The 18572-nt window shown below is 69.4% G+C and carries 16 protein-coding genes; 14 read left to right on the forward strand and 2 right to left on the reverse strand.

Annotation, left to right across the window (positions count from 1 at the left end):
- The first annotated feature begins 55 nt into the window (after window positions 1–55).
- From WBL06_RS00725 to WBL06_RS00760, 8 genes are all read left to right on the forward strand, one after another.
- Entirely contained in the window at window positions 56–781 is a 726-nt protein-coding gene (locus tag WBL06_RS00725) for a Rossmann-like and DUF2520 domain-containing protein (protein WP_424454053.1), read from the forward strand.
- Window positions 778–1632 (forward strand): pantoate--beta-alanine ligase, encoded by an 855-nt coding sequence (gene panC, locus WBL06_RS00730; protein ID WP_424454054.1) that lies wholly within the window; start codon window positions 778–780, stop codon window positions 1630–1632. The genes WBL06_RS00725 and panC overlap by 4 nt, the downstream gene beginning before the upstream one ends.
- 5 nt (window positions 1633–1637) lie before the next feature.
- Window positions 1638–3137, forward strand: coding sequence for a lysine--tRNA ligase (gene lysS, locus WBL06_RS00735; RefSeq protein ID WP_424454055.1), 1500 nt, complete (start codon window positions 1638–1640; stop codon window positions 3135–3137).
- 176 nt (window positions 3138–3313) lie between these two features.
- Window positions 3314–7006, forward strand: coding sequence for a DUF11 domain-containing protein (locus WBL06_RS00740; protein WP_424454056.1), 3693 nt, complete (start codon window positions 3314–3316; stop codon window positions 7004–7006).
- Window positions 7007–7128: 122 nt separating this feature from the next.
- Complete coding sequence (locus tag WBL06_RS00745) at window positions 7129–7743, forward strand: hypothetical protein (protein WP_424454057.1); 615 nt, start codon at window positions 7129–7131, stop codon at window positions 7741–7743.
- Window positions 7740–7877, forward strand: coding sequence for a hypothetical protein (locus tag WBL06_RS00750; RefSeq protein ID WP_424454058.1), 138 nt, complete (start codon window positions 7740–7742; stop codon window positions 7875–7877). Before WBL06_RS00745 ends, WBL06_RS00750 begins: the two co-directional genes overlap by 4 nt.
- Window positions 7878–8183: 306 nt before the next feature.
- Window positions 8184–9050, forward strand: coding sequence for a DUF559 domain-containing protein (locus tag WBL06_RS00755; RefSeq protein ID WP_424454059.1), 867 nt, complete (start codon window positions 8184–8186; stop codon window positions 9048–9050).
- Between the two features lie 140 nt (window positions 9051–9190).
- Complete coding sequence (locus WBL06_RS00760; protein WP_424454060.1) at window positions 9191–9376, forward strand: hypothetical protein; 186 nt, start codon at window positions 9191–9193, stop codon at window positions 9374–9376.
- A 32-nt stretch (window positions 9377–9408) separates the two neighbouring features.
- Here the strand turns inward: WBL06_RS00760 and WBL06_RS00765 are convergent, their stop codons facing one another.
- Both WBL06_RS00765 and WBL06_RS00770 read right to left on the reverse strand, forming a co-directional pair.
- Window positions 9409–10254 carry an LppM family (lipo)protein gene (locus WBL06_RS00765; protein WP_424454061.1) on the reverse strand — a complete coding sequence of 282 codons (846 nt, stop codon included), beginning with the start codon at window positions 10252–10254 and terminating at the stop codon, window positions 9409–9411.
- A 52-nt stretch (window positions 10255–10306) separates the two neighbouring features.
- Window positions 10307–11278, reverse strand: coding sequence for a pirin family protein (locus WBL06_RS00770; RefSeq protein ID WP_424454062.1), 972 nt, complete (start codon window positions 11276–11278; stop codon window positions 10307–10309).
- 145 nt (window positions 11279–11423) lie between these two features.
- On the opposite strand from WBL06_RS00770, the gene WBL06_RS00775 reads away from it, so the two are divergent.
- Genes WBL06_RS00775 through msuE form a run of 6 tightly spaced genes read left to right on the forward strand, consistent with a single transcriptional unit; the run spans window position 11424 to window position 18565 of the window.
- Complete coding sequence (locus tag WBL06_RS00775; protein WP_424454063.1) at window positions 11424–13046, forward strand: ABC transporter substrate-binding protein; 1623 nt, start codon at window positions 11424–11426, stop codon at window positions 13044–13046.
- On the forward strand, window positions 13024–13992 hold the full coding sequence (locus tag WBL06_RS00780; RefSeq protein WP_424454064.1) for an ABC transporter permease: 969 nt from the start codon (window positions 13024–13026) through the stop codon (window positions 13990–13992). The genes WBL06_RS00775 and WBL06_RS00780 overlap by 23 nt, the downstream gene beginning before the upstream one ends.
- Window positions 13989–14852: an ABC transporter permease gene (locus tag WBL06_RS00785; RefSeq protein WP_424454065.1), complete on the forward strand. Its 864-nt coding sequence runs from the start codon at window positions 13989–13991 to the stop codon at window positions 14850–14852. Before WBL06_RS00780 ends, WBL06_RS00785 begins: the two co-directional genes overlap by 4 nt.
- Window positions 14849–16561, forward strand: a complete 1713-nt coding sequence (locus WBL06_RS00790; RefSeq protein WP_424454066.1) for a dipeptide ABC transporter ATP-binding protein — start codon at window positions 14849–14851, stop codon at window positions 16559–16561. The genes WBL06_RS00785 and WBL06_RS00790 overlap by 4 nt, the downstream gene beginning before the upstream one ends.
- Window positions 16554–17975, forward strand: a complete 1422-nt coding sequence (locus WBL06_RS00795; protein ID WP_424454067.1) for an NtaA/DmoA family FMN-dependent monooxygenase — start codon at window positions 16554–16556, stop codon at window positions 17973–17975. The genes WBL06_RS00790 and WBL06_RS00795 overlap by 8 nt, the downstream gene beginning before the upstream one ends.
- Window positions 17975–18565: an FMN reductase gene (gene msuE / locus WBL06_RS00800; RefSeq protein ID WP_424454068.1), complete on the forward strand. Its 591-nt coding sequence runs from the start codon at window positions 17975–17977 to the stop codon at window positions 18563–18565. The genes WBL06_RS00795 and msuE overlap by 1 nt, the downstream gene beginning before the upstream one ends.
- The last annotated feature ends 7 nt before the right edge of the window (window positions 18566–18572 follow it).

The raw sequence follows: 18572 nt of genomic DNA on the forward strand, positions 1-18572 counted from the left end.
GGTCTCGACACGCGCGCCGCTACGCGGTGCGCTACTCGACCACCGAGGTCAGAACATGAGGCAGCGTTCTGGGCGGCTCGGGATCGGCATCGTGGGCGCCGGACGGGTCGGGCCGGTACTCGGGGCCGCGCTCGGCGGGGCCGGGCACGCGATCGTCGGCATCGCCACGGTGTCGGATGCCGGCCGCGAGCGCGCCGAGGTGTTGCTGCCGGGCGTGCCGGTGCTCACGGTGCCCGAGGTGATCGAGCGTGCCGAGCTCGTGCTGCTGGCGGTTCCGGCCGCCGAACTCGAAGCCCTCGTGAGCGGTCTCGCCGCGACCGGGGCGTGGCAGCCCGGGCAACTCGTCGTGCACACGGCCGCCGAGTACGGCATCGGAGTGCTCGCCCCGGCGACCGCAGCCGGCGTGATCCCGCTCGCCCTGCATCCGGCGATGGCTTTCACCGGCACGAGCCTCGACCTGGTGCGACTGCGCGAGTCGTGGTTCGCCGTGACGGCTCCGACGCCGGTGCTGCCCATCGGTCAGGCCCTCGTCGTCGAGATGGGTGCCGAGCCGATGGTCATCGCCGAAGCCGACCGCCCGGCCTACGCCGACGCCATTTCGGCCGCCACCGAGTTCTCGACGGCGATCGTCGCCCAAGCCGTCGGCACCCTCACCGCGATCGGGGTCGAACGCCCGGGCAGCGTGCTCGGGCCGCTCGTGCGGTCGGCGGTCGAGAACGCGCTCGGCGCGGCGGGCGCGGCCGACGCCGCTACGATCGACGCGGAGGCACCGGAACAGTGAGCAGTCCCGTCGTCGTCGAGACGATCACCGGCATCCGGTCTGAGCTCGAGGCGCTACGGGCGTCCGGCAAGACCGTCGCCCTCGTGCCGACTCTCGGCGCCCTGCACGACGGGCACCTCGCGCACGTGACGCGGGCGCGCGAGCTGGCGGATGTCGTGGTGGTGTCGATCTTCGTCAACCCGCTGCAGTTCGGGGCGGATGAAGATCTCGACAAGTACCCGCGCGACCTCGACGGCGACCTCGCGAAGCTTCAGCCGTTCGGCGTCGAGTACGTCTTCGTGCCGACCGCCGCCGAGATGTACCCGGGCGGCGGCACTCAGGTGAAGGTCACCGGCGGTCCGGTCGCGTCGTTGTTGGAAGGCAGATCCCGCCCCGGGCACTTCGACGGCGTGCTCACGGTCGTGGCGAAGCTGCTGCAGATCGTGCAGCCGCAGCACGTGACCTTCGGACAGAAGGATGCGCAACAACTGTTCCTCGTGCAGCGGATGGTGCGCGACCTCAACATCCCCGTGAACGTCGAAGTCATCGAGACGGTGCGGGAAGCCGACGGCCTCGCGCTGTCGAGCCGCAACCGCTACCTCGGGCCCAACGAGCGCACGGCGGCCCGAGCGCTCAGTCGCGCGATCGAGGCAGCCCAGTCGGCATCCGACCGGGGCATCGACACCGTGCTCGCCGCCGCGCAGTCGGTGCTGATGGATGAGAAGCTGGTGACCCTCGACTACCTCAAGGTCGTCGACCCGAAGACGTTCCTTCCGGTCGACGACGGCTACCGGGGGCCGGCGCGGGTGCTGATCGCCGCGAAGGTCGGGCCCGCCCGCCTCATCGACACCGACTCCCTCTATCTGAATTGACTCTCGTGACTGACGAACTGAGCCCCGAAGAAGACATCGCCGAGCAGAAGGCGGTGCGACTGGGCAAGCGCGCGCGGTTGATCGAGGATGCCGAGTCGGCCGGGGAGGGCGCGTACCCGGTGTCGCTGCCGATCACCCACTCGATTGCCGAGGTGCGGGAGCAGTTCCCCGACCTCGAAGTCGACGCGCAGACCGGGGTCGTCGTCGGCGTCGCCGGGCGGGTCGTGCACTCGCGCAACACCGGGAAGCTCTGCTTCGCCGCGCTGCAAGCCGGTGACGGGTCGCGCATCCAGGCGATGGTGTCGCTCGCCGAAGTCGGCGACGGGCAGCTTGAGCGCTGGAAAGATCTCGTCGACCTCGGCGACTTCGTCTTCGTCGCAGGGGAGGTCATCTCGAGCCGCCGGGGGGAGCTCAGCATCCTCGTCGCCGACTGGAAGATGGCATCCAAGGCGCTCATGCCGCTGCCCAACCTGCACACCGAGCTCTCCGACGAGACCCGGATGCGGCAGCGCTACCTCGACCTGATCACCCGGGAGCAGGCCCGTACGACCGTGCGCGCTCGGGCGACGGCGGTCGCGAGCCTGCGCGCGACGTTCGCGGCGCACGACTTCCTCGAGGTCGAGACGCCGATGCTTCAGACGATCCACGGGGGAGCATCCGCTCGACCGTTCGTGACGCACAGCAACGCGTTCGACACCGAACTGTTCCTGCGCATCGCGCCGGAGCTCTTCCTCAAGCGCGCCGTCGTGGGCGGGTTGGAGCGGGTGTTCGAGATCAACCGCAACTTCCGCAACGAGGGCGCCGACTCCACCCACAGCCCCGAGTTCGCGATGCTCGAGGCGTATCAGGCTTACGGCGACTACACCTCGATCGCCGACCTCACGCAGGAGCTCGTGCAGAACGCCGCCATGGCGGTGTCGGGGTCGCACGTCGTGACCTGGGCCGACGGCACCGAGTTCGACCTCGGCGGGGAGTGGGCGCGGCTGCCGATGTACGCGTCGCTGTCGGACGCCGCCGGCGTCGAGATCACGCCGCAGACCGAGCTGTCGGAACTCGCCGCGCTCGCTGACAAGGCCGGCGTCGAGGTGCACCTCCCCACCCACGGCAAGTACGTCGAAGAGCTGTGGGAGCACTTCGTGAAGCCCGGGCTGGTCGCCCCGACCTTCGTCATGGACTTCCCCGTCGACACTTCGCCGCTCGTGCGCGATCACCGCCGCATCCCGGGCGTCGTCGAGAAGTGGGACCTCTACGTGCGCGGCTTCGAGCTCGCGACCGGCTATTCCGAACTCGTCGACCCCGTCATCCAGCGCGAGCGCTTCGTCGAGCAGGCCAAGCAGGGCGCGCGCGGCGACGTCGAGGCGATGCGACTCGACGAGGAGTTCCTGCGGGCGATGGAGCACGGGATGCCGCCGATGGGTGGAATGGGCATGGGAATCGACCGAATGTTGATGGCGATCACCGGCCTCGGCATCCGCGAAACCATTCTGTTCCCGCTCGTCAAATAGCGGTCCCCGGGTCCTCCATTCGGCGGACAGACCCGTTGTTGCAGGTGAGGACAGCTTGAGGATAGAGTCGCGCTGACCCCTCCCCCGAAGTGGGGTCGCCAGTCCCCCCTGCATCAGAGTGGGCACCCACCGAACCAAGTGCCGTTCTCGCCCCCACGAGACCGGAGTCTTACCCCGTGACGGCACTGTCCGCTGCCCCCGCGCGTCGCCGCGGAGCGTTTGTCGCGCTCCCCGCACTCATCGCCGCCCTCCTTGCGCCGCTCGCCTTCGCAACGCCCGCATCCGCGGCGACCGTCGATGGCCTCGTGACCGGATTCCAGATCGACGGCAATAAGACCGCCGCGGCCGTGACGCCCGTGCAGTCGACGTTCGACTGGGGGAACTTCCTGAGCGTTCCGGCCGCCGACGGCGCGTACACCTTTACGCCGACTGGCCCGTACACGACCGCCGGCGGCTTCTCGTCCACCGGCATCGTCGATGCGAGCTTCTATTGGGACAACGGCACCCTCGCCGAGGCCTGCGACGGCAGCGACCCGGCCTCGGCCTTCCCGGGCAGCGTCAAGCCCAAGGACAACCCGTGGGTGCAGGGCCCCTCGAACGTCAACGCGAAGTCGGACGGCTGTAGCTCGGGCGGCGCCTACGAGGTCATCACCGACGACGAGGGCGTCGACCACTACGTCTTCTACCAGTACTGGACCCGGCTCTCCGGCAATGGCGACATGAGCCTGTACCAGTTGCTGGAAGGCGCCGACCCCGGGCGCTGTGACGACATCCTCGTCGAGTTCAACTACAACTCGCCCACCAACAAGCTGGGCGCGCAGACGCAGGTCAACATCCTGCAATGGACGCCGACGGTCGCCGCGCCCGCAGGCTGCGATCCGGCCGACCCCGGCACCTGGACGACGCTTCAGGCGAACTTCCCGCACGACGCGGTGGTCGGCGTGCGCACGGAGGGCCCGGCCCTTCCCGGCGAGCCCGAGACGTTCGGTGAGATCGCGATCGACCTCACCTTCGGCAACCTCTTCGACGAGGACGGCTGCACGTCGTTCGAGGGCGGCGGCTACGTCACCCGCACGGGCAACAGCTCGACCGCCGAACTCATCGACGCCGTCGGCCCGGGCAGCAGCCCGCTCACGATCAGCAACTGCGGCGTGATCGAGATCACGAAGGCGTCCGACCCCGAAGACCTCGCCTCCGAGGCCGACTTCGGCTACGAGCTGGTGCGGTCCGACACCGGTGTCGTCTCCGACGACACCCTCCTGGGTCTCGACGACCAGGACGCCGAGCTCACCAACACCTACACCGGCACCGCCGACCACGGCATCGCCGGCTCGCTCGGCATCGGCGACACCCACACCTGGGGGCCGATCTTCGCCGGCGACTACGACCTCACCGAGACGATCGATGGGGCCGACCCGTTCGAGCTGCAGTCGATCGTCTGCACCGTGACCGACCCGAGCACGGGCCAGGCTGTCGTCGTGACTGTCGTCGATGACGGCGAGGACCTGGACGAGGACATCCCGGTCTTCGTCGGCGAGACCACCGCGTGCGTCATCACGAACGCCGCCGACCCGGCGAGCCTCGAGCTCGAGAAGACCGTGACGGGCGTCGACGACGGCGTCGTGTGGTCGTTCGACGTCACGATCAGCCCCGACCCGCAGAGCGGCTCGGCGACGCAGACCGTATCGGGCACCGGCGCGGGCACCGACAACGTCACGTGGGACGACCTGCTTCCGGGTGAGACCTACACCGTGGCCGAGACCGCGGTGGACGGCTGGACCGAGGGCGAGATCACCTGCGAGGTCGACGGGGGCGAACTCGACGACGCGAGCACCGACGACGGCTTCCAGTTCGTCGCGGCCCCGGGTCTCGCGCTCGAGTGCGCGCTCACCAACACCGCCGACCCCGGGCAGATCGTCGTCACCAAGACCGCGGTCGGCGGCGACGGCGTGTTCGAGTTCGAGCTGACGCCGCTCGACGACCCGGAGGCCGACCCGCTCAGCCAGTCGGCGACGACCGTCGGCGGCACGGGAACGGCGACGTTCTCCGACATCCTCCCCGGCTCGCGGTTCGCGATCGCCGAAGTCGACCCCGGCTCGTCGTGGACGGCCGGCGACCTGACCTGCGAGGTGACTCCTGCGGGCTCGAACGAGTCGGCCGAGATCGATGTCGACGACTTCACCGTCGACCCCGGAGATGCGATCGCCTGTGCGATCACGAATACCGCCAAGGGCACGATCACCGTCGTGAAGAACGTCACGGGCGCCGATGACACCTTCTCGTTCACCGGAAGCTGGCTCACCCCCGAGGACGACTTCACGATCACCACCGACTCGGGCACCGAGACGAAAACGTTCGACAACATCCTCGCCGGCTCGTACACACTCGCCGAGGTGCTCGGCGACGGCTATGACGGGGTCGGGCTGTCCTGCGTCGAAACCGACACGAACGACTCGTCGGTCTCGGTGCCGACGCTCACGGCGTCGCTCGTACTTCAGCCCGGTGAGACCATAACCTGCACGTACACCAACTCCGAGTGGGGCGTGCTGGTCGTCGACAAGGTGACTGTGCCGGGCAGCTCCCAGCAGGACTTCCAGTTCGAGTGGACTCCCGCGGGCGACCCCGACAGCGACACCGACTTCGCGCTCGCCAACGCAACGGATGCCTACAGCAGCGGCGCGCTCGCCCCCGGCGACTACGTCGTCAGCGAGATCGGAGAGGTCAAGGGCTGGGTCCTGACCGGGCTGGTCTGCACCGATACCGCCGGCGATGACACGGAGCCTGTGGTCTACGGTGCCTCGGCGACGGTTCACGTCGGGCTTGGCGAGACGGTCACCTGCACGTTCACCAACGCGCAGCGCGGGCCGCTCACCTTCGACAAGGTCGTCGCACCCGGTTCGCCGGTCAACAACGGCGACGGCACCTGGACGATCGAATACGACCTCACGGTGACGAGCGGGTCGAACATCCCCGAGGACTACGACCTCGAGGACGAACTCGACTTCGGTGCCGGCATCCTGCCGACTGCCGCGGGGGTCACCTCGAACAACGGCGTCACCGTCAACGCAGGGTGGGACGGCGTCGGCGACATCGTCGTGGCGACGGGAGCGACCATCCCGGCGCTCGGCTCGCACACCTACACGGTCACGGTGACCGCCGAGGTCGAGGCCGAACTCGATCCCGACGCCGCTGACTGCCAGGTCGCCGACGGTGAGGGTTCCGGCTTCCTCAACGCGGGCTCGATCGACTTCTGGAGCGGTACCGACACGGATGACGCGTGCGCCGCCCTGCCGATCTCCGACCTGGAGATCACCAAGGACGCGCCGTTCTCGGTCGACTTCGAGCCGGCCGTCGGGCCGACCGAATTCGACTACGAAGTCTTCGTCGAGAACCTCGGTCCCGACACGGCGTACGACGTTGTGTTGGAGGATCCGCTTCCTGCGGACCTGGACTTCGTCTCCGCCACCGGCACGGATGCCGTCTGCGGCTTCGCGGCGGGCGTCGTGACGTGCGAGCTCGGCGACCTGGCCGTCGGCGAGACGCGCACGGTGACAATCACCGTCTCGATCCCGGTGGACTATCCGATCGACGAGGAGGCGGTGTCATTCCGGATCGACAACGTCGCCACGACATCCACGATCACGCCGGAGAGCGACCTGACGAACAACGAGGATGACGCCGAAACCACGGTGCTCGTCACGTTGCCGCTGCCGCCCGAGGATCCCGAAGATCCTGAGCTGCCGACCCTGGCACTCACGGGTGCGGCGATCGGTGTCGCGACGCAGCTCGCACTGAGTCTGCTCGCGGTCGGGCTGGCGTTCACGGCGATGTCGCTGCGGCGTCGGGCGAGCGGTCGTCACGCCGTATAGCCACCGCAGAGCTGCGGCGCAAAAGCTGAGGGCTACCCCCGAACGGGCGGTGGTAGTCGCAGGTCGCCCTCGGTAGCCTGCGAGAACCCCCATCCTTTCCGCCCCCGCCTAAGGAAACTCCCGTGCCGATCAACCCGGCCCGGCGCGTCCCCGCGATGATTGCGCTTGCCGTTCTCGTCGGCGTCGGATTCGCCTCGACCCCGGCTCCAGCGCGGGCCGCGGATGGGCCGGTGGCCGTTCCGGTCAGCCCCGTGGATGAGGCGCTCTTCGTCGAAGGGGATCTTGAGTTCATGTGGTCTACCCCCCGCACTGCTGTCGACTACGAGTTGCGGGCGGGCCTTGACGGCCGGGTCGACGACGCGGGCGCACTCGTCGACGCGCCGTCGACAACGACGGTGCTGACCTCGACCCCGGCGCTCGCGGTCAGCGGGCTCCCCGAGGGCACCTACTCCTGGCAGGTGCGGGCCCGTGACGCCTCGGGGGAGCCCGGCCCGTGGTCGGGCGTGCGGACGGTGACGGTCGATCTGCCGGGCGACGGCGGCGGGCTACAGCTCGAGACGCTCGCCCTGGACGACTACGTCGTCGAGCAGGCGCCGGCCGCGCCGACCGCGCCGGCCGCGGCATCCACCGGCCCCGGCGCCGTCGGCATCCTGTCCATCGCGATCGCGACGGCCTTCTCCCTGCTGTTGCTCGGCGCCGTCGTGCTCCGAGCGGCGGCTGTTAGGGTTCGAACGTGAGCGACAAGACGCCCCGCACCCCCGGCGAGAAGCCGCAGATCTCCCCCGCCCGCATCACGGTGTGGATCGCCGTCGCCGGTATCGGCCTCTTCCTGCTGATCAGCGGCATCGTCGGCATCATCGCCAAGGGCTGATGGATCGCCGCACCTCCCGTCTGGCGATGCTGGCCGGACTGACCCTCATCGTCGGCATCGTCGTCGGCGCCTGGGTTCTCGCGCAGTAGCCGGGCTTCGCAGTCGCCGGCTGTCGTCCTCCGGGCTGTCGCGATCCGGCGACGGATGCGGGTGCGAGTGACCATTTGCAGGAAAATTCGGGGCCGCGCCCCCTGATTTCCCCGGGCAGCCGGCGGTCGTGTCCTTCCCTTCCTGCAAACGGCGCCTTCATCCACAGAGGTTGGGTTGGCCGACCCAGACGGATGCGGAGACATCGATTCTGACGGGATGACTGACATCGATGACGAAATCCGACGATTGGGCGGCGCGGCGAAGACTGTTGAGCTCCGCATGGCTGGATTCAGCAAGTCCCAGCTGTCGGCGGCGGTTCGAACGCGCAGGCTATTGCGACCGCGAAAGGCCTGGTACGTGTTGCCGTCGACACCGCCAGCATTGGCGGCAGCAGTCCGGGTCGGCGGTCGTGCCACCTGTGTCACGGCATTGCACCATCACGAGGTGTGGCTGACCGACCACATCCCCTTGGTGCATGTGGCGGTGCACCGATCGGCGAGCCGGCTCCGCGCGGTGTCCAATCTGCGCGAACGGCAAACGGCAGTGTGCGACGCCATCGTGCACTGGGCCGACACCCCGCGCCCGCGGCTCGCGACGGGATCACGACTGTTCGAGCCGCCGGCGGCGGTGCTACGGGATGTCATCGGGTGTCTGAGAGGCGAAGAACTCCTCGCGACCATCGAGTCGGCTCTCAATCTCCGTTACATCAGCGCGAGCGAATGGACGGCCCTTCTGGCTGGGATGTCGCGCGTCGAGCAAGCGTTCCTCGAGCAGGCTTCAGGGTTGTCGGGGAGCGGGGTCGAAACGCTCTTCGTCTCAAGGATCCGCCGCCTCGGATTACGGGTTCGACAGCAGGTACAGATCGGCCCCGACCGAGTAGACGCGGTCATCGGGGACCGGCTGGTCGTCGAACTCGACGGGGCGAAGTTCCACGACCCACATGTCGATCGCATGCGCGACGCACGCCTCGTGATCGCCGATCGTCATGTGTTGCGCTTCGACTACTGGCAGGTGCTCTACGACTGGCGCACAGTGGAGCAGGCCGTGCTCGCGGCGATCATCCGAGGTGACCACCTCTGGTGACCCACCTTCCCGTTTGCAGGAAAGATGCCCGGCAATCTGCCGTTCCGTAGGGCAGCCGCCCCACTTGTCACCGAAGCTTCCTGCAAACGGTCAACCCGACCCCGCAGAGCGACATGAGACACGACGGCTAACCTGGAGTCATGCCGGATGACTTCTGGGGCAACGCCATCTTCTCCCTCGTGCCGACGCTGTTGTTCGGCGTGCTGTTCTGGTTCGTATTCCGCGTGATCATCCGCTCCGACAGTGCCGAGCGTGACGTCGCCGCGAAGGTCGAAGCCGAAGAACGCGCCAAGCGCGCGGCCGCGAAGGAACGCGCCGGCTCCTGAGAGCCGACGCGATCCCGTCGTCGAAACGCGGGTCAGGCCTCCGGGGCCGGCGGCGTCTTCGGTGCGCGCGGCGCGCGAGGCTTCTTCGGCGGGGCCTCGGCGACCGGCGCTTCCGGGGCTGCCGCGGTGGATGCGGCGGCGGGGGTCTCAGCAACGGCAGCGGGAGCAACGGGAGCAACCGGGGTCTCGCCGACGGGAGCCGCGACGGCCGCCTTCTTCGCCCGCGAACGCACGAGCAGCAGCACCGCGACGACGGCGGCGATGATGAGCAGCACGACGAGCCCGATCCCCACGATCAGCAGGATGGGCGGACCGGCCGGGGTGGCGGCGCCGCGGGCCGACATCTCGAGGCGCTGGTCGATCGAGGTCGTCCACGACACGGTGGTGCCCGACAGCTCGCCGTTGTGCTCGCCGACCTCACCGGGGAAGGTCACGACGACCGTCAGGTTGTCGTCATCCTCTGACTCCTCAGACGGCGCCGACTCCCCGCTGAAGTCGAGCGCTCCGGTGAAGACGTACTCGTCGCCGTCTCGAACGATGGTGAGGGCATCCTCGCCCTGACCCGAGAAGGCGTCGAGGGCGACGTCGTCGAAGGTGATGAGCGACCCGAGGAAATCGTCTTGGTCATACTCGCTCGTGGTGACACCCGACGCGTCGCGCAGCGATCCGAGCAGTTCCGACTCGATCTGCGATGACGCGGCCAGCGCCTGCTCACGCGCGTCGTCGGTGTCTTCCGAGACCAGGACGGCCACGACGATGCTTCCGTCGACGGTGTTCTCGGGATTGAGGGTCAGGTCGGCTTGGAACCGCACGCACCCAGCGAGGGCAAGCACGAGAACCCCGACGGCGACAATGCGGGGCAGGATGCGTCGTCTCATGTCTCCCACCGTGACAGACCCGCACGCCGGATGGAAACGGGTTGCAAAAAGATCAGTCGCGGGGACGCAGCCGCACGTTCGGCAGCTCGGGGGCGGGAAGGGCGGCGCCGGGGTACCCGTCGACGCTCCCGAAGTGCCCTGAGGGGTCGATTCCGGCGATCACCTCCGCCTGCCACTGCTGCCGGAAAGCCGCGACCTCGTCATGGCTGCGGCCGACGAAGTTCCACCACATGACGATCGACTCCCGGAACGGCGCTCCGCCGATCAGCACCGCGCGCACCGCCTGGTCGCCCGCTTCGATGCGCAGCGTGTCGAGACCGACGGGCGTGACGCCCAGGTGCGCGGCAGCGATCGGGGTGCCGAGCAGCCGCGGGGTGCCGGAGTCGATGAGCAGGCCGTGCTCGAAGCCCGGGTCGACCGGCAGGTCGACGCTCCTGCCGGCGGAGAGGTCGAGTTGGGCACCCACGAGCGGGCTGTAGGTGGTGACGCGCGCCGTCGACCCGACGAGCGACCCGGCGAAAACCCGCAGCACGGCGTCGCCGACCGCGACCGGCGCGGGCTCGTCGTGCTCGAAGAACGGCGCCACGTGCCGCGACGCATCCGGCAACGCGAGCCAGAGCTGCACTCCGTGCAGGGTGTCGGTTGCGGCGGTCGACACTTCCGAGTGCTGGATGCCGCGACCCGCGGTCATCAGGTTCACCTGGCCGGGGTGGATGAGGGCGACGGCACCCGTCGAGTCGCGATGCTCGATCTCGCCGGCGAAGAGCCAGCTCACGGTCTGCAGACCGGTGTGCGGATGCGGCGGCACGTTCATCGCGCCTGGTGCGTCGACGGGATCGGGGCCGTAGTGATCGGCGAAGCACCACGGGCCGATGAGACTTCGGGAGCGCTGCGGCAGCGTGCGGCGCACCGTGAGCGCTCGCGGCCCGCCGAGCGGAACCTCGCGGGGCTCGAGCACTTCGAGAGCCGCGCACGCAGAGGGGCCGACGGTCGTCTCGACCGGGTCCTTCTCGAGGTTGCTCATGCCCGGAAGCCTAAGTTGGCGTCGCCGGATTGCTCCTTCTTACGTTGTGTTGCGCGGCTTTGCCTCGTGTTTCGGGCCCGGTGGAGCTGTCGTCTGAACGCTCCTAACGTGGCGGCATCCACCCCGCACTTCGAGGAGTTCTGTCATGCGCGTCATCCACCCCGCCGCCGGCGCCGCCGGCCTGGTAACCCTCCTCGGGCTCTCCGCCTGCACCGGCGCCGCGGCATCCTCCGGCGAACGCGTCGACGGCGGCACGATCGTGTACGCGCACCAGCAGGAGCCGTTCTGCGTGTTCGGCGGCTGGATCGAGCAGGCCTACCTCTCATATCAGGTGCTCGACAATCTCACCTCGCTCGACGAGAACCGCGAGGTGGTGCCGTGGCTGGCGACCGAGTGGTCGACCTCCGAAGACGGACTCACCTGGACCTTCACCCTCAAGGAAGGTGTGAAGTTCACCGACGGGTCGCCACTCACGGCCGAGGTCGTCGCCTACAACTTCGACTACTGGGTCGCGGGCGGCAACAGCACCGCGCGCGTGTGGCTTCAGGACTACTTCGCGTCGGCCGAGGCGCTCGACGACCTGACCGTGCAGATCAACCTCAGCGCCCCGTACCCGCGGCTCGCCGACAACCTCACCCAGGGCTACTTCGGAATCCAGTCGCAAGAGGCCCTCGAGACGCGGTCCGACGAGGAGAACTGCGCCGCCCCGATCGGCTCCGGCGCGTTCATCGTCGACCGCTGGGATCGCGGCGAAGAGATCGTGCTCGTGCGCAACGACGAATACACCTCCTGGCCGGCGAACGCCGAGCACACCGGCCCGGCGTACGTCGAAGAGATCGTCTGGCGCTTCGTGCCGGATGCCACCACCCGCGTCGCCGCGCTGCAGGCCGGCGAGGTGGATGCCATCTACGACGTCCCCGCGGTGCAGTGGGAGACCTTGGATGCGGCCGGCTACCAGCTCGAGAAGTTCGTGACGCCGGGCCGCCCCCAACAGCTTGCGTTCAACACCCAGATCGGGCCGTTCACCGACGTGCTGGTGCGCCAGGCGTTCGCCTACAGCCTCGACCGCCGGGCGGCCGTCGAAGCCATCGGCCAGGGCGTCATCCCCTACGAGGGCAACGGCGGCGTGAGCCAGACCACCCCCGGCTACAGCCAGGCGGCGGCCGACTGGTACGACTACGACCCCGAGAAGGCGAACGACCTCCTCGACGAGGCCGGCTGGACCGAGATCGACGATGAGGGCTTCCGCACCAAGGATGGCGAACGCCTCACCGTCGTGCTGCCCTACGGCGCCGGCTCGATCATCAACGCCGACGGCGCCGCGATCCTGCAGGGCGTCAAGGAGCAGGCCTCCCAGGTGGGCTTCGACGTGGAGCTGATCCCGGTTCCGCTGAGCGAGCTGTTCGCGGGCGCCTACTCGACGCCCGAGGAGCGCGACATCAACGTCGGCTACTGGACGGCCGTGACGGCGGGCATCCTGTACATCAACTGGCGCCCGAGCACCGAGGAGGCGCCGAACTACAGCAACGGGGCCTTCTACAACGACGAGGTTCTCGCCCAGCTGATTCGGGATGCCAACTCGGCCGCCGACATCGACGAACAGAACGCGCTCTACATCGAGGCGCAGGACTACATCGCCGAACGCGCCCTCTCGATCGGCCTGTACGACCGGCTCAGCACCCTCGCGGTCGACACGTCTCTGCGGGGCGTCTGGCAGGAGCACGCGCAGGGGGGTCCGACGTTCTATGACGCCTACCTCACCGAGTAGGACGCGGGGTGTTGCGCGACAGATCCTGAAACAGGTCGGCAACTCGCTCATCGTGTTGTGGGGTGCTGCGACCGTGGCGTTCTTCGCGCAGCTGCTGCTGCCGGGCGACCGGGCGACCGTCATCCTCAACATCCGGGCCGGCCAGCCGCAGCAGCGCACCGCTGACGAGTTGGCGCCGATCGTCGACGAGTTCGGGCTCGACCGCCCGGTGCTGGTGCAGTACGTCGACTACCTGCGCGGGCTCGTCGTCGGGGACTTCGGCACCTCGTACCAGCAGTTCCGGCCGGTGACCGAAGTCATCGGCGAGCAACTCGGGGCCACGGTCATCCTCTCGCTCGTCGCCATCGCGATCGCCTGGGTGCTCATGGTGGTCTGGATCACCCTCACCGCCGGGCGCGGACCGCGCGTCGGGGCGGTCGGCACAGGCGTCGACGTCGTGGCCGCAGGGCTGCCTCACTACTGGCTCGGTATCATCCTGCTGCTCGTGTTCGCTCTCGGGCTGCGCTGGTTCCCGGTGATCGGTGGGTCGGAGCCGATCGGAATCGTGCTGCCTGCCCTCACCCTCGCGATCCCGCTCGCCGGCTTCATGAGCCAGGCGACCCGCACCGAGTTCGAGCGCGCGCTCGACCAGCCGTTCGTCGTGACCGCCCGGATGCGCGGTCTCAGCGACCTGCGCGTGCGGCTCACCCACGTGCTGCGCCACGCCGTGCTGCCCGCCGTGACTCTCTCGGGGTGGGCGCTTGGCGCCACCCTGTCGGGCGCCGTCGTCGTCGAGTCGATCTTCTCGCGCCCGGGCATCGGCTCGGTGCTCGTCAAAGCCGTGGATGCCCACGACCTCCCGGTCGTCGTCGGCATCGTGACCCTCGTGGCCGTCTTCTACGTTCTGGTCAACCTGCTCGTCGACATCGCCTACCTGATCCTCGACCCGCGATTGAAGACCTCATGACCGCCGTGCGCCCCACGACCTCCTCGACCCCGACGATGGGCCGCCGCCTGCGTCGTTTGCCGTGGACCCTCGTCGCCGCGCTGCTCTTCCTCGGCATCCTCGCGATCGCCGTCATCGCCCCGCAGGCACTCGCGACGCACGACCCGTTCGCGCTCGACTACCCCGCCTCGCTGCAGGCACCCTCTGCGGCGCACTGGTTCGGCACCGACGAGTCGGGCCGCGACCTGTACAGCCGCGTCATCTGGGGCGCCCGGGAGTCGGTGCTCATCGGGCTCGGCGCGGCGGCGGTCGGACTCGCCGGCGCCATCCTGCTCGGGTCGCTCGCGGCCCTCGGCCCGCGCCCGGTGCGGGCGACCGTCGACCGGTTCGTCGAGATCCTGTTCGCCTTCCCGGCACTGCTGCTCGCCCTGTTGCTGGTCGCGATCGCCGGCCCGTCGGCCCTCACCCAGATCTTCGCCGTCGGCCTCGGAACGGCTCCCGGGTACGCCCGTATGGTGCGCGGCCAGATCCTGACCGCGAAGGACTCCGGCTACGTGCGCGCGGCGGTCGCGCTCGGCCACTCCCGCTCGCGGATCGTGCGCAGCCACATCCTGCCGAACGCCCTGCGGCCGCTCGTCGCGATCTTCGCGCTCTCGGTCGGCCAGTCGATCGTCTGGGCGTCGAGCCTGTCGTTCCTCGGGCTCGGGGTCGCACCGCCGGCGTCGGAGTGGGGCGCGCTGCTGGATGCCGGACGCTCGTACATCGTGCAGGCCGGCTGGCTCGTCGTCATCCCCGGTCTCGTCATCGTCGCGCTCGCGTTGACCGCGACAACGATCGGCCGGCATGTGCAGGCGGGGCTGGAACGAGGGGAGAAGTCATGAGCATTCTGGATGTTGTCGAGCTCGACGATCTCGAGCGGGAGCTGGCAGGAGACGCCGGGCCGCGGGTGCGGGTGCGCAACCTGCGGGTCGCGTTCCAGCCCGACGGGGTGCGGCGGGATGTCGTCGCCGGCGTCGGGTTCGATCTCGAGCCGGGGCAGTGCGTCGCGATCGTCGGCGAGTCGGGGTCGGGCAAGAGCGTCACCGCGCGGGCCCTGGTCGGGCTCGCCGGGCGCGGCTCGATCGTCGAAGCCGACGAGCTGCAACTGCACGGAGCCGACGTGCAGGCCTTCACGGCCAGGGATTGGCGCCGGGTGCGCGGTCGCGAGGTGGGGTTCATCCTTCAAGACGCCCTCGTTTCGCTCGACCCCCTGCGTCCCGTCGGCCGCGAGATCGCCGAGTCGTTGCGCGTACACGGCTGGGGCGACCGTGCCACCCGTCGCGCGCGCGTGCTCGACCTGCTCACCCGCGTCGGGGTGCCGAATGCGGCGCTGCGGGCCCGGCAACGGCCGCACGAGCTCTCGGGTGGCCTGCGGCAACGCGCTCTCATCGCGTCGGCGATCGCGCTCGAGCCCGACATCGTGATCGCCGACGAGCCGACGACGGCGCTCGATGTCACCGTGCAGGCGCAGGTGCTCGACCAGTTGGCCGGCATGAAGGCGAGGGGCGCCTCGATCCTGCTGATCAGTCACGACCTCTCCGTCGTCGCGCAGCTCGCCGACCACATCCTGGTGATGCGCGCCGGCGAGGTCGTCGAGCAGGGGCCGGCGTCCGAGGTGCTCGGAGCTCCCCAGCATCCGTACACCAGCGCGCTCATCGCCGCGGTGCCCGGGGCCGACACCCGCGGCACCACTCTGAGCAACGCCCCCGTGCCCCATGTCGGGTCGACGCCCGCACGTCTGCCGCGCGACCCGGATATGCCGGTGCTCAGCGCCCGTGGCCTCGTGAAGCGCTACGTCGGCCCCGACGGGCGCGCCAGCACTGCGGTCGACGGCGTCTCGTTCGACTTGTTCGCCGGCGAGACCCTCGGCATCGTCGGGGAGTCGGGCTCGGGCAAGAGCACGACCGCCCGGCTCGCGCTCGGCCTCGAAGACCTCGACGGCGGAACGGTTCAGTTGCTCGGCGAGGACTGGGCGCCGCAGCCGGAGACGCGTCGTCGCCTGCGGCGGGGGCTGATCTCGGTCGTCGACCAGGACCCGCTGAGCTCGTTCGATCCGCGGTGGAACGTCGAGCGCATCCTGCTCGACGCCCTCCCCGCGGGTGAGTTCGCGACCTCGGCCGCTCGCCGCGCGCGGGTGCACGAACTGTTGGAGCAGGTCGGCCTCCCGGCCGGCGTCGCGCGCCGCTTCCCGCTGCGGATGTCGGGGGGCCAGCGTCAGCGCGTTGCGATCGCCCGCGCCCTCGCGCCCCGCCCTACGGTCATCGTGCTCGATGAGGCCGTCTCGGCGCTTGACGTGACCATCCAGGCGCAGATCCTCGACCTGCTCGTCGCCCTGCGCGAATCGGCCGGCGTCTCGTACCTGTTCATCTCGCACGATCTGGGCGTCATCAGCCACCTCAGCGACCGCATCCTCGTGATGAAAGACGGTGTCGTCGTCGAAGAGGGCACGCCGGACGAGGTCTTCCTGCGACCGCAGCAGCCCTACACCCGCGAGCTGATCGCATCCATTCCCGCTTTCCCGTACGGCCCAGAAAGGCACCACCATGGCTGAGCCCAAGCAGCTCTTCCTCAACCTGTTCGAGATGGCGTGCGTGAGTCACATCACCCACGGCCTCTGGCCGCTGCCCGAGAACAACCGGCACCGATTCGCCGAACTCAGCTACTGGACCGAGCTCGCGCAGATTCTCGAGCAAGGGGGCTTCGACGGCATCTTCCTCGCCGACGTTATCGGGGCCTACGACGTGTTCCGCGGCGGGCCCGAGACCGCGCTGCGGGAAGGGCTGCAGAGCCCCAACCTCGACCCGCTGCTGCTCATCCCGGCGATGGCCGCGGTGACCGAGCGCCTGCACTTCGGCGTGACGTTCTCGACCACCTACGAGCCGCCGTTCGCGTTCGCGCGGCGCATGTCGACGCTCGACCACCTCACCAAGGGCCGGGTCGGCTGGAACGTCGTCACCTCGTACCTGCCCAACGCCGCGCACAACTTCGGGCTCGCGGGCGAGGTGCCGCACGACCTGCGGTACGAGTACGCCGACGAGTACCTCGACGTGCTCTACAAGCTGTGGGAGGGCTCGTGGGACGACGGCGCGGTCATCGACGACCGCGAGAACGCGATCTTCACCGATCCGGCGAAGGTGCGCTACATCAACCACGTCGGCGAGCGCCACCGGGTCTCGGGGCCGCACATCGTGCATCCGTCGCCGCAGCGCACCCCGGTGATCTTCCAGGCCACCGGGTCGCCCGCCGGCATCGAGTTCGCCGGCCGGCATGCCGAGGTGGTCTTCACCGGGGGCCGCACCTCTGAGGAGTTCCGCAAGGCCGCCGACGGGATGCGCTCCGCCGCCGTGCGCCACGGACGGGAAGCCGACGACGTGAAGTTCATCGCGATGGCGGGAGTCATCGTCGGCCGCACCGACGAGGAGGCCGCCGACAAGCACCGTCTGTACCAGCAGCACACGAGCCTCGACGGCATACTGGCCCACCACAGCCTGCCGGTCGACCTCACCGCGTTCCCGCGCGACATCACGGTGCGCGAGGCGCTGCTGCGCGCCGAGGTGCTGCCCAGCGCGGTGCCGTTCCTGCCGCTGGACAAGAAGGTCGGGCAGGCGCTCGACTTCATCGGCGGGTCGCGGGATGACCGCTTCCTCGCGGTCGGCACCCCGAAGACGGTGGCCGACGCGATCGAGAAGTGGCTCGACGAAGACGGGCTCGACGGCATCAACCTGCGGCAGTACCACTCGTTCGACACGGCCCGGGACTTCGCCGAGCTCGTCGTGCCCGAGCTGCGCAAGCGCGGCCGTCTGCCCGAAGCCGGCGGGGCCCCGACGACGCTGCGGCAACGGCTGTTCGGCGCGGGCGACCGGCTGCCCGAGCGGCACACGGCGGCCCGCTACCGCGGCGGCGCCAACCTCGACAACCCGGTCGAGTCGCTACGGCTCTCGGCCGGCAACGTGGCGTCCTTCTGATGTCGGAGGCAGGGTCGACCCGCCCGGTCTCGGTCGTCGGCGTCAGCGGTAGCCCGACGAAACCCTCCCGCACGACGGCGCTCGTCACCGAGGTGGCCGAGGCGTTCGCGTCGCGGCTGGGCGGTCACGCGACGGTGATCGAGCTGGGGCCGCTGCTCGGCGACCTCGGGGCGGGACCGTTCCGCGGCAACCTCGGATCCGACGCCGTGCGCGCCCTCGAGGCGGTGGAGGCGGCGGATGTCATCGTCGTCGGCTCCCCGGCCTACCGGGCCACCTACACGGGGCTGTTCAAGCTGTTCTTCGACCACGTCGGGCAGTACGCCCTCGTCGACAAACCGATCGTGCTCACCGCGACGGGCGGCAGCGACCGGCACGCCCTGCTCGTGGAGCACCAGATGCGCCCGCTGTTCGGGTTCTTCCAGGCGCTCACCCTGCCGCTCGGCATCTTCGCCAACGAGAGCGACTTCGAGGATTACCGGGTGACATCCGCCGATCTGCGCTCGCGCATCGACGTCGCCGTCAGCCGCACGGCGACCCTGCTCTCGCCCGGCGCCCGCGCTTTCGAGTTCGCGCGCCCCGACGCGTTCTGAGGGCGTC

The sequence above is a fragment of the Pseudolysinimonas sp. genome (assembly GCF_049651805.1).
Taxonomy (GTDB): Bacteria; Actinomycetota; Actinomycetes; order Actinomycetales; family Microbacteriaceae; genus Pseudolysinimonas_A.

Excerpts from the sequence above, each read along its gene's own strand:
- WBL06_RS00790 (WP_424454066.1), top strand. The coding sequence starts at position 14,849 with ATGAGCATTCTGGATGTTGTCGAGCTCGACGATCTCGAGCGGGAGCTG.
- msuE (WP_424454068.1), top strand. The coding sequence starts at position 17,975 with ATGTCGGAGGCAGGGTCGACCCGCCCGGTCTCGGTCGTCGGCGTCAGC.
- WBL06_RS00725 (WP_424454053.1), top strand. The coding sequence starts at position 56 with ATGAGGCAGCGTTCTGGGCGGCTCGGGATCGGCATCGTGGGCGCCGGA.
- WBL06_RS00785 (WP_424454065.1), top strand. The coding sequence starts at position 13,989 with ATGACCGCCGTGCGCCCCACGACCTCCTCGACCCCGACGATGGGCCGC.
- WBL06_RS00760 (WP_424454060.1), top strand. The coding sequence starts at position 9,191 with ATGCCGGATGACTTCTGGGGCAACGCCATCTTCTCCCTCGTGCCGACG.
- WBL06_RS00755 (WP_424454059.1), top strand. The coding sequence starts at position 8,184 with ATGACTGACATCGATGACGAAATCCGACGATTGGGCGGCGCGGCGAAG.
- WBL06_RS00795 (WP_424454067.1), top strand. The coding sequence starts at position 16,554 with ATGGCTGAGCCCAAGCAGCTCTTCCTCAACCTGTTCGAGATGGCGTGC.
- WBL06_RS00770 (WP_424454062.1), bottom strand. The coding sequence starts at position 11,278 with ATGAGCAACCTCGAGAAGGACCCGGTCGAGACGACCGTCGGCCCCTCT.
- WBL06_RS00775 (WP_424454063.1), top strand. The coding sequence starts at position 11,424 with ATGCGCGTCATCCACCCCGCCGCCGGCGCCGCCGGCCTGGTAACCCTC.
- WBL06_RS00780 (WP_424454064.1), top strand. The coding sequence starts at position 13,024 with ATGACGCCTACCTCACCGAGTAGGACGCGGGGTGTTGCGCGACAGATC.
- WBL06_RS00765 (WP_424454061.1), bottom strand. The coding sequence starts at position 10,254 with ATGAGACGACGCATCCTGCCCCGCATTGTCGCCGTCGGGGTTCTCGTG.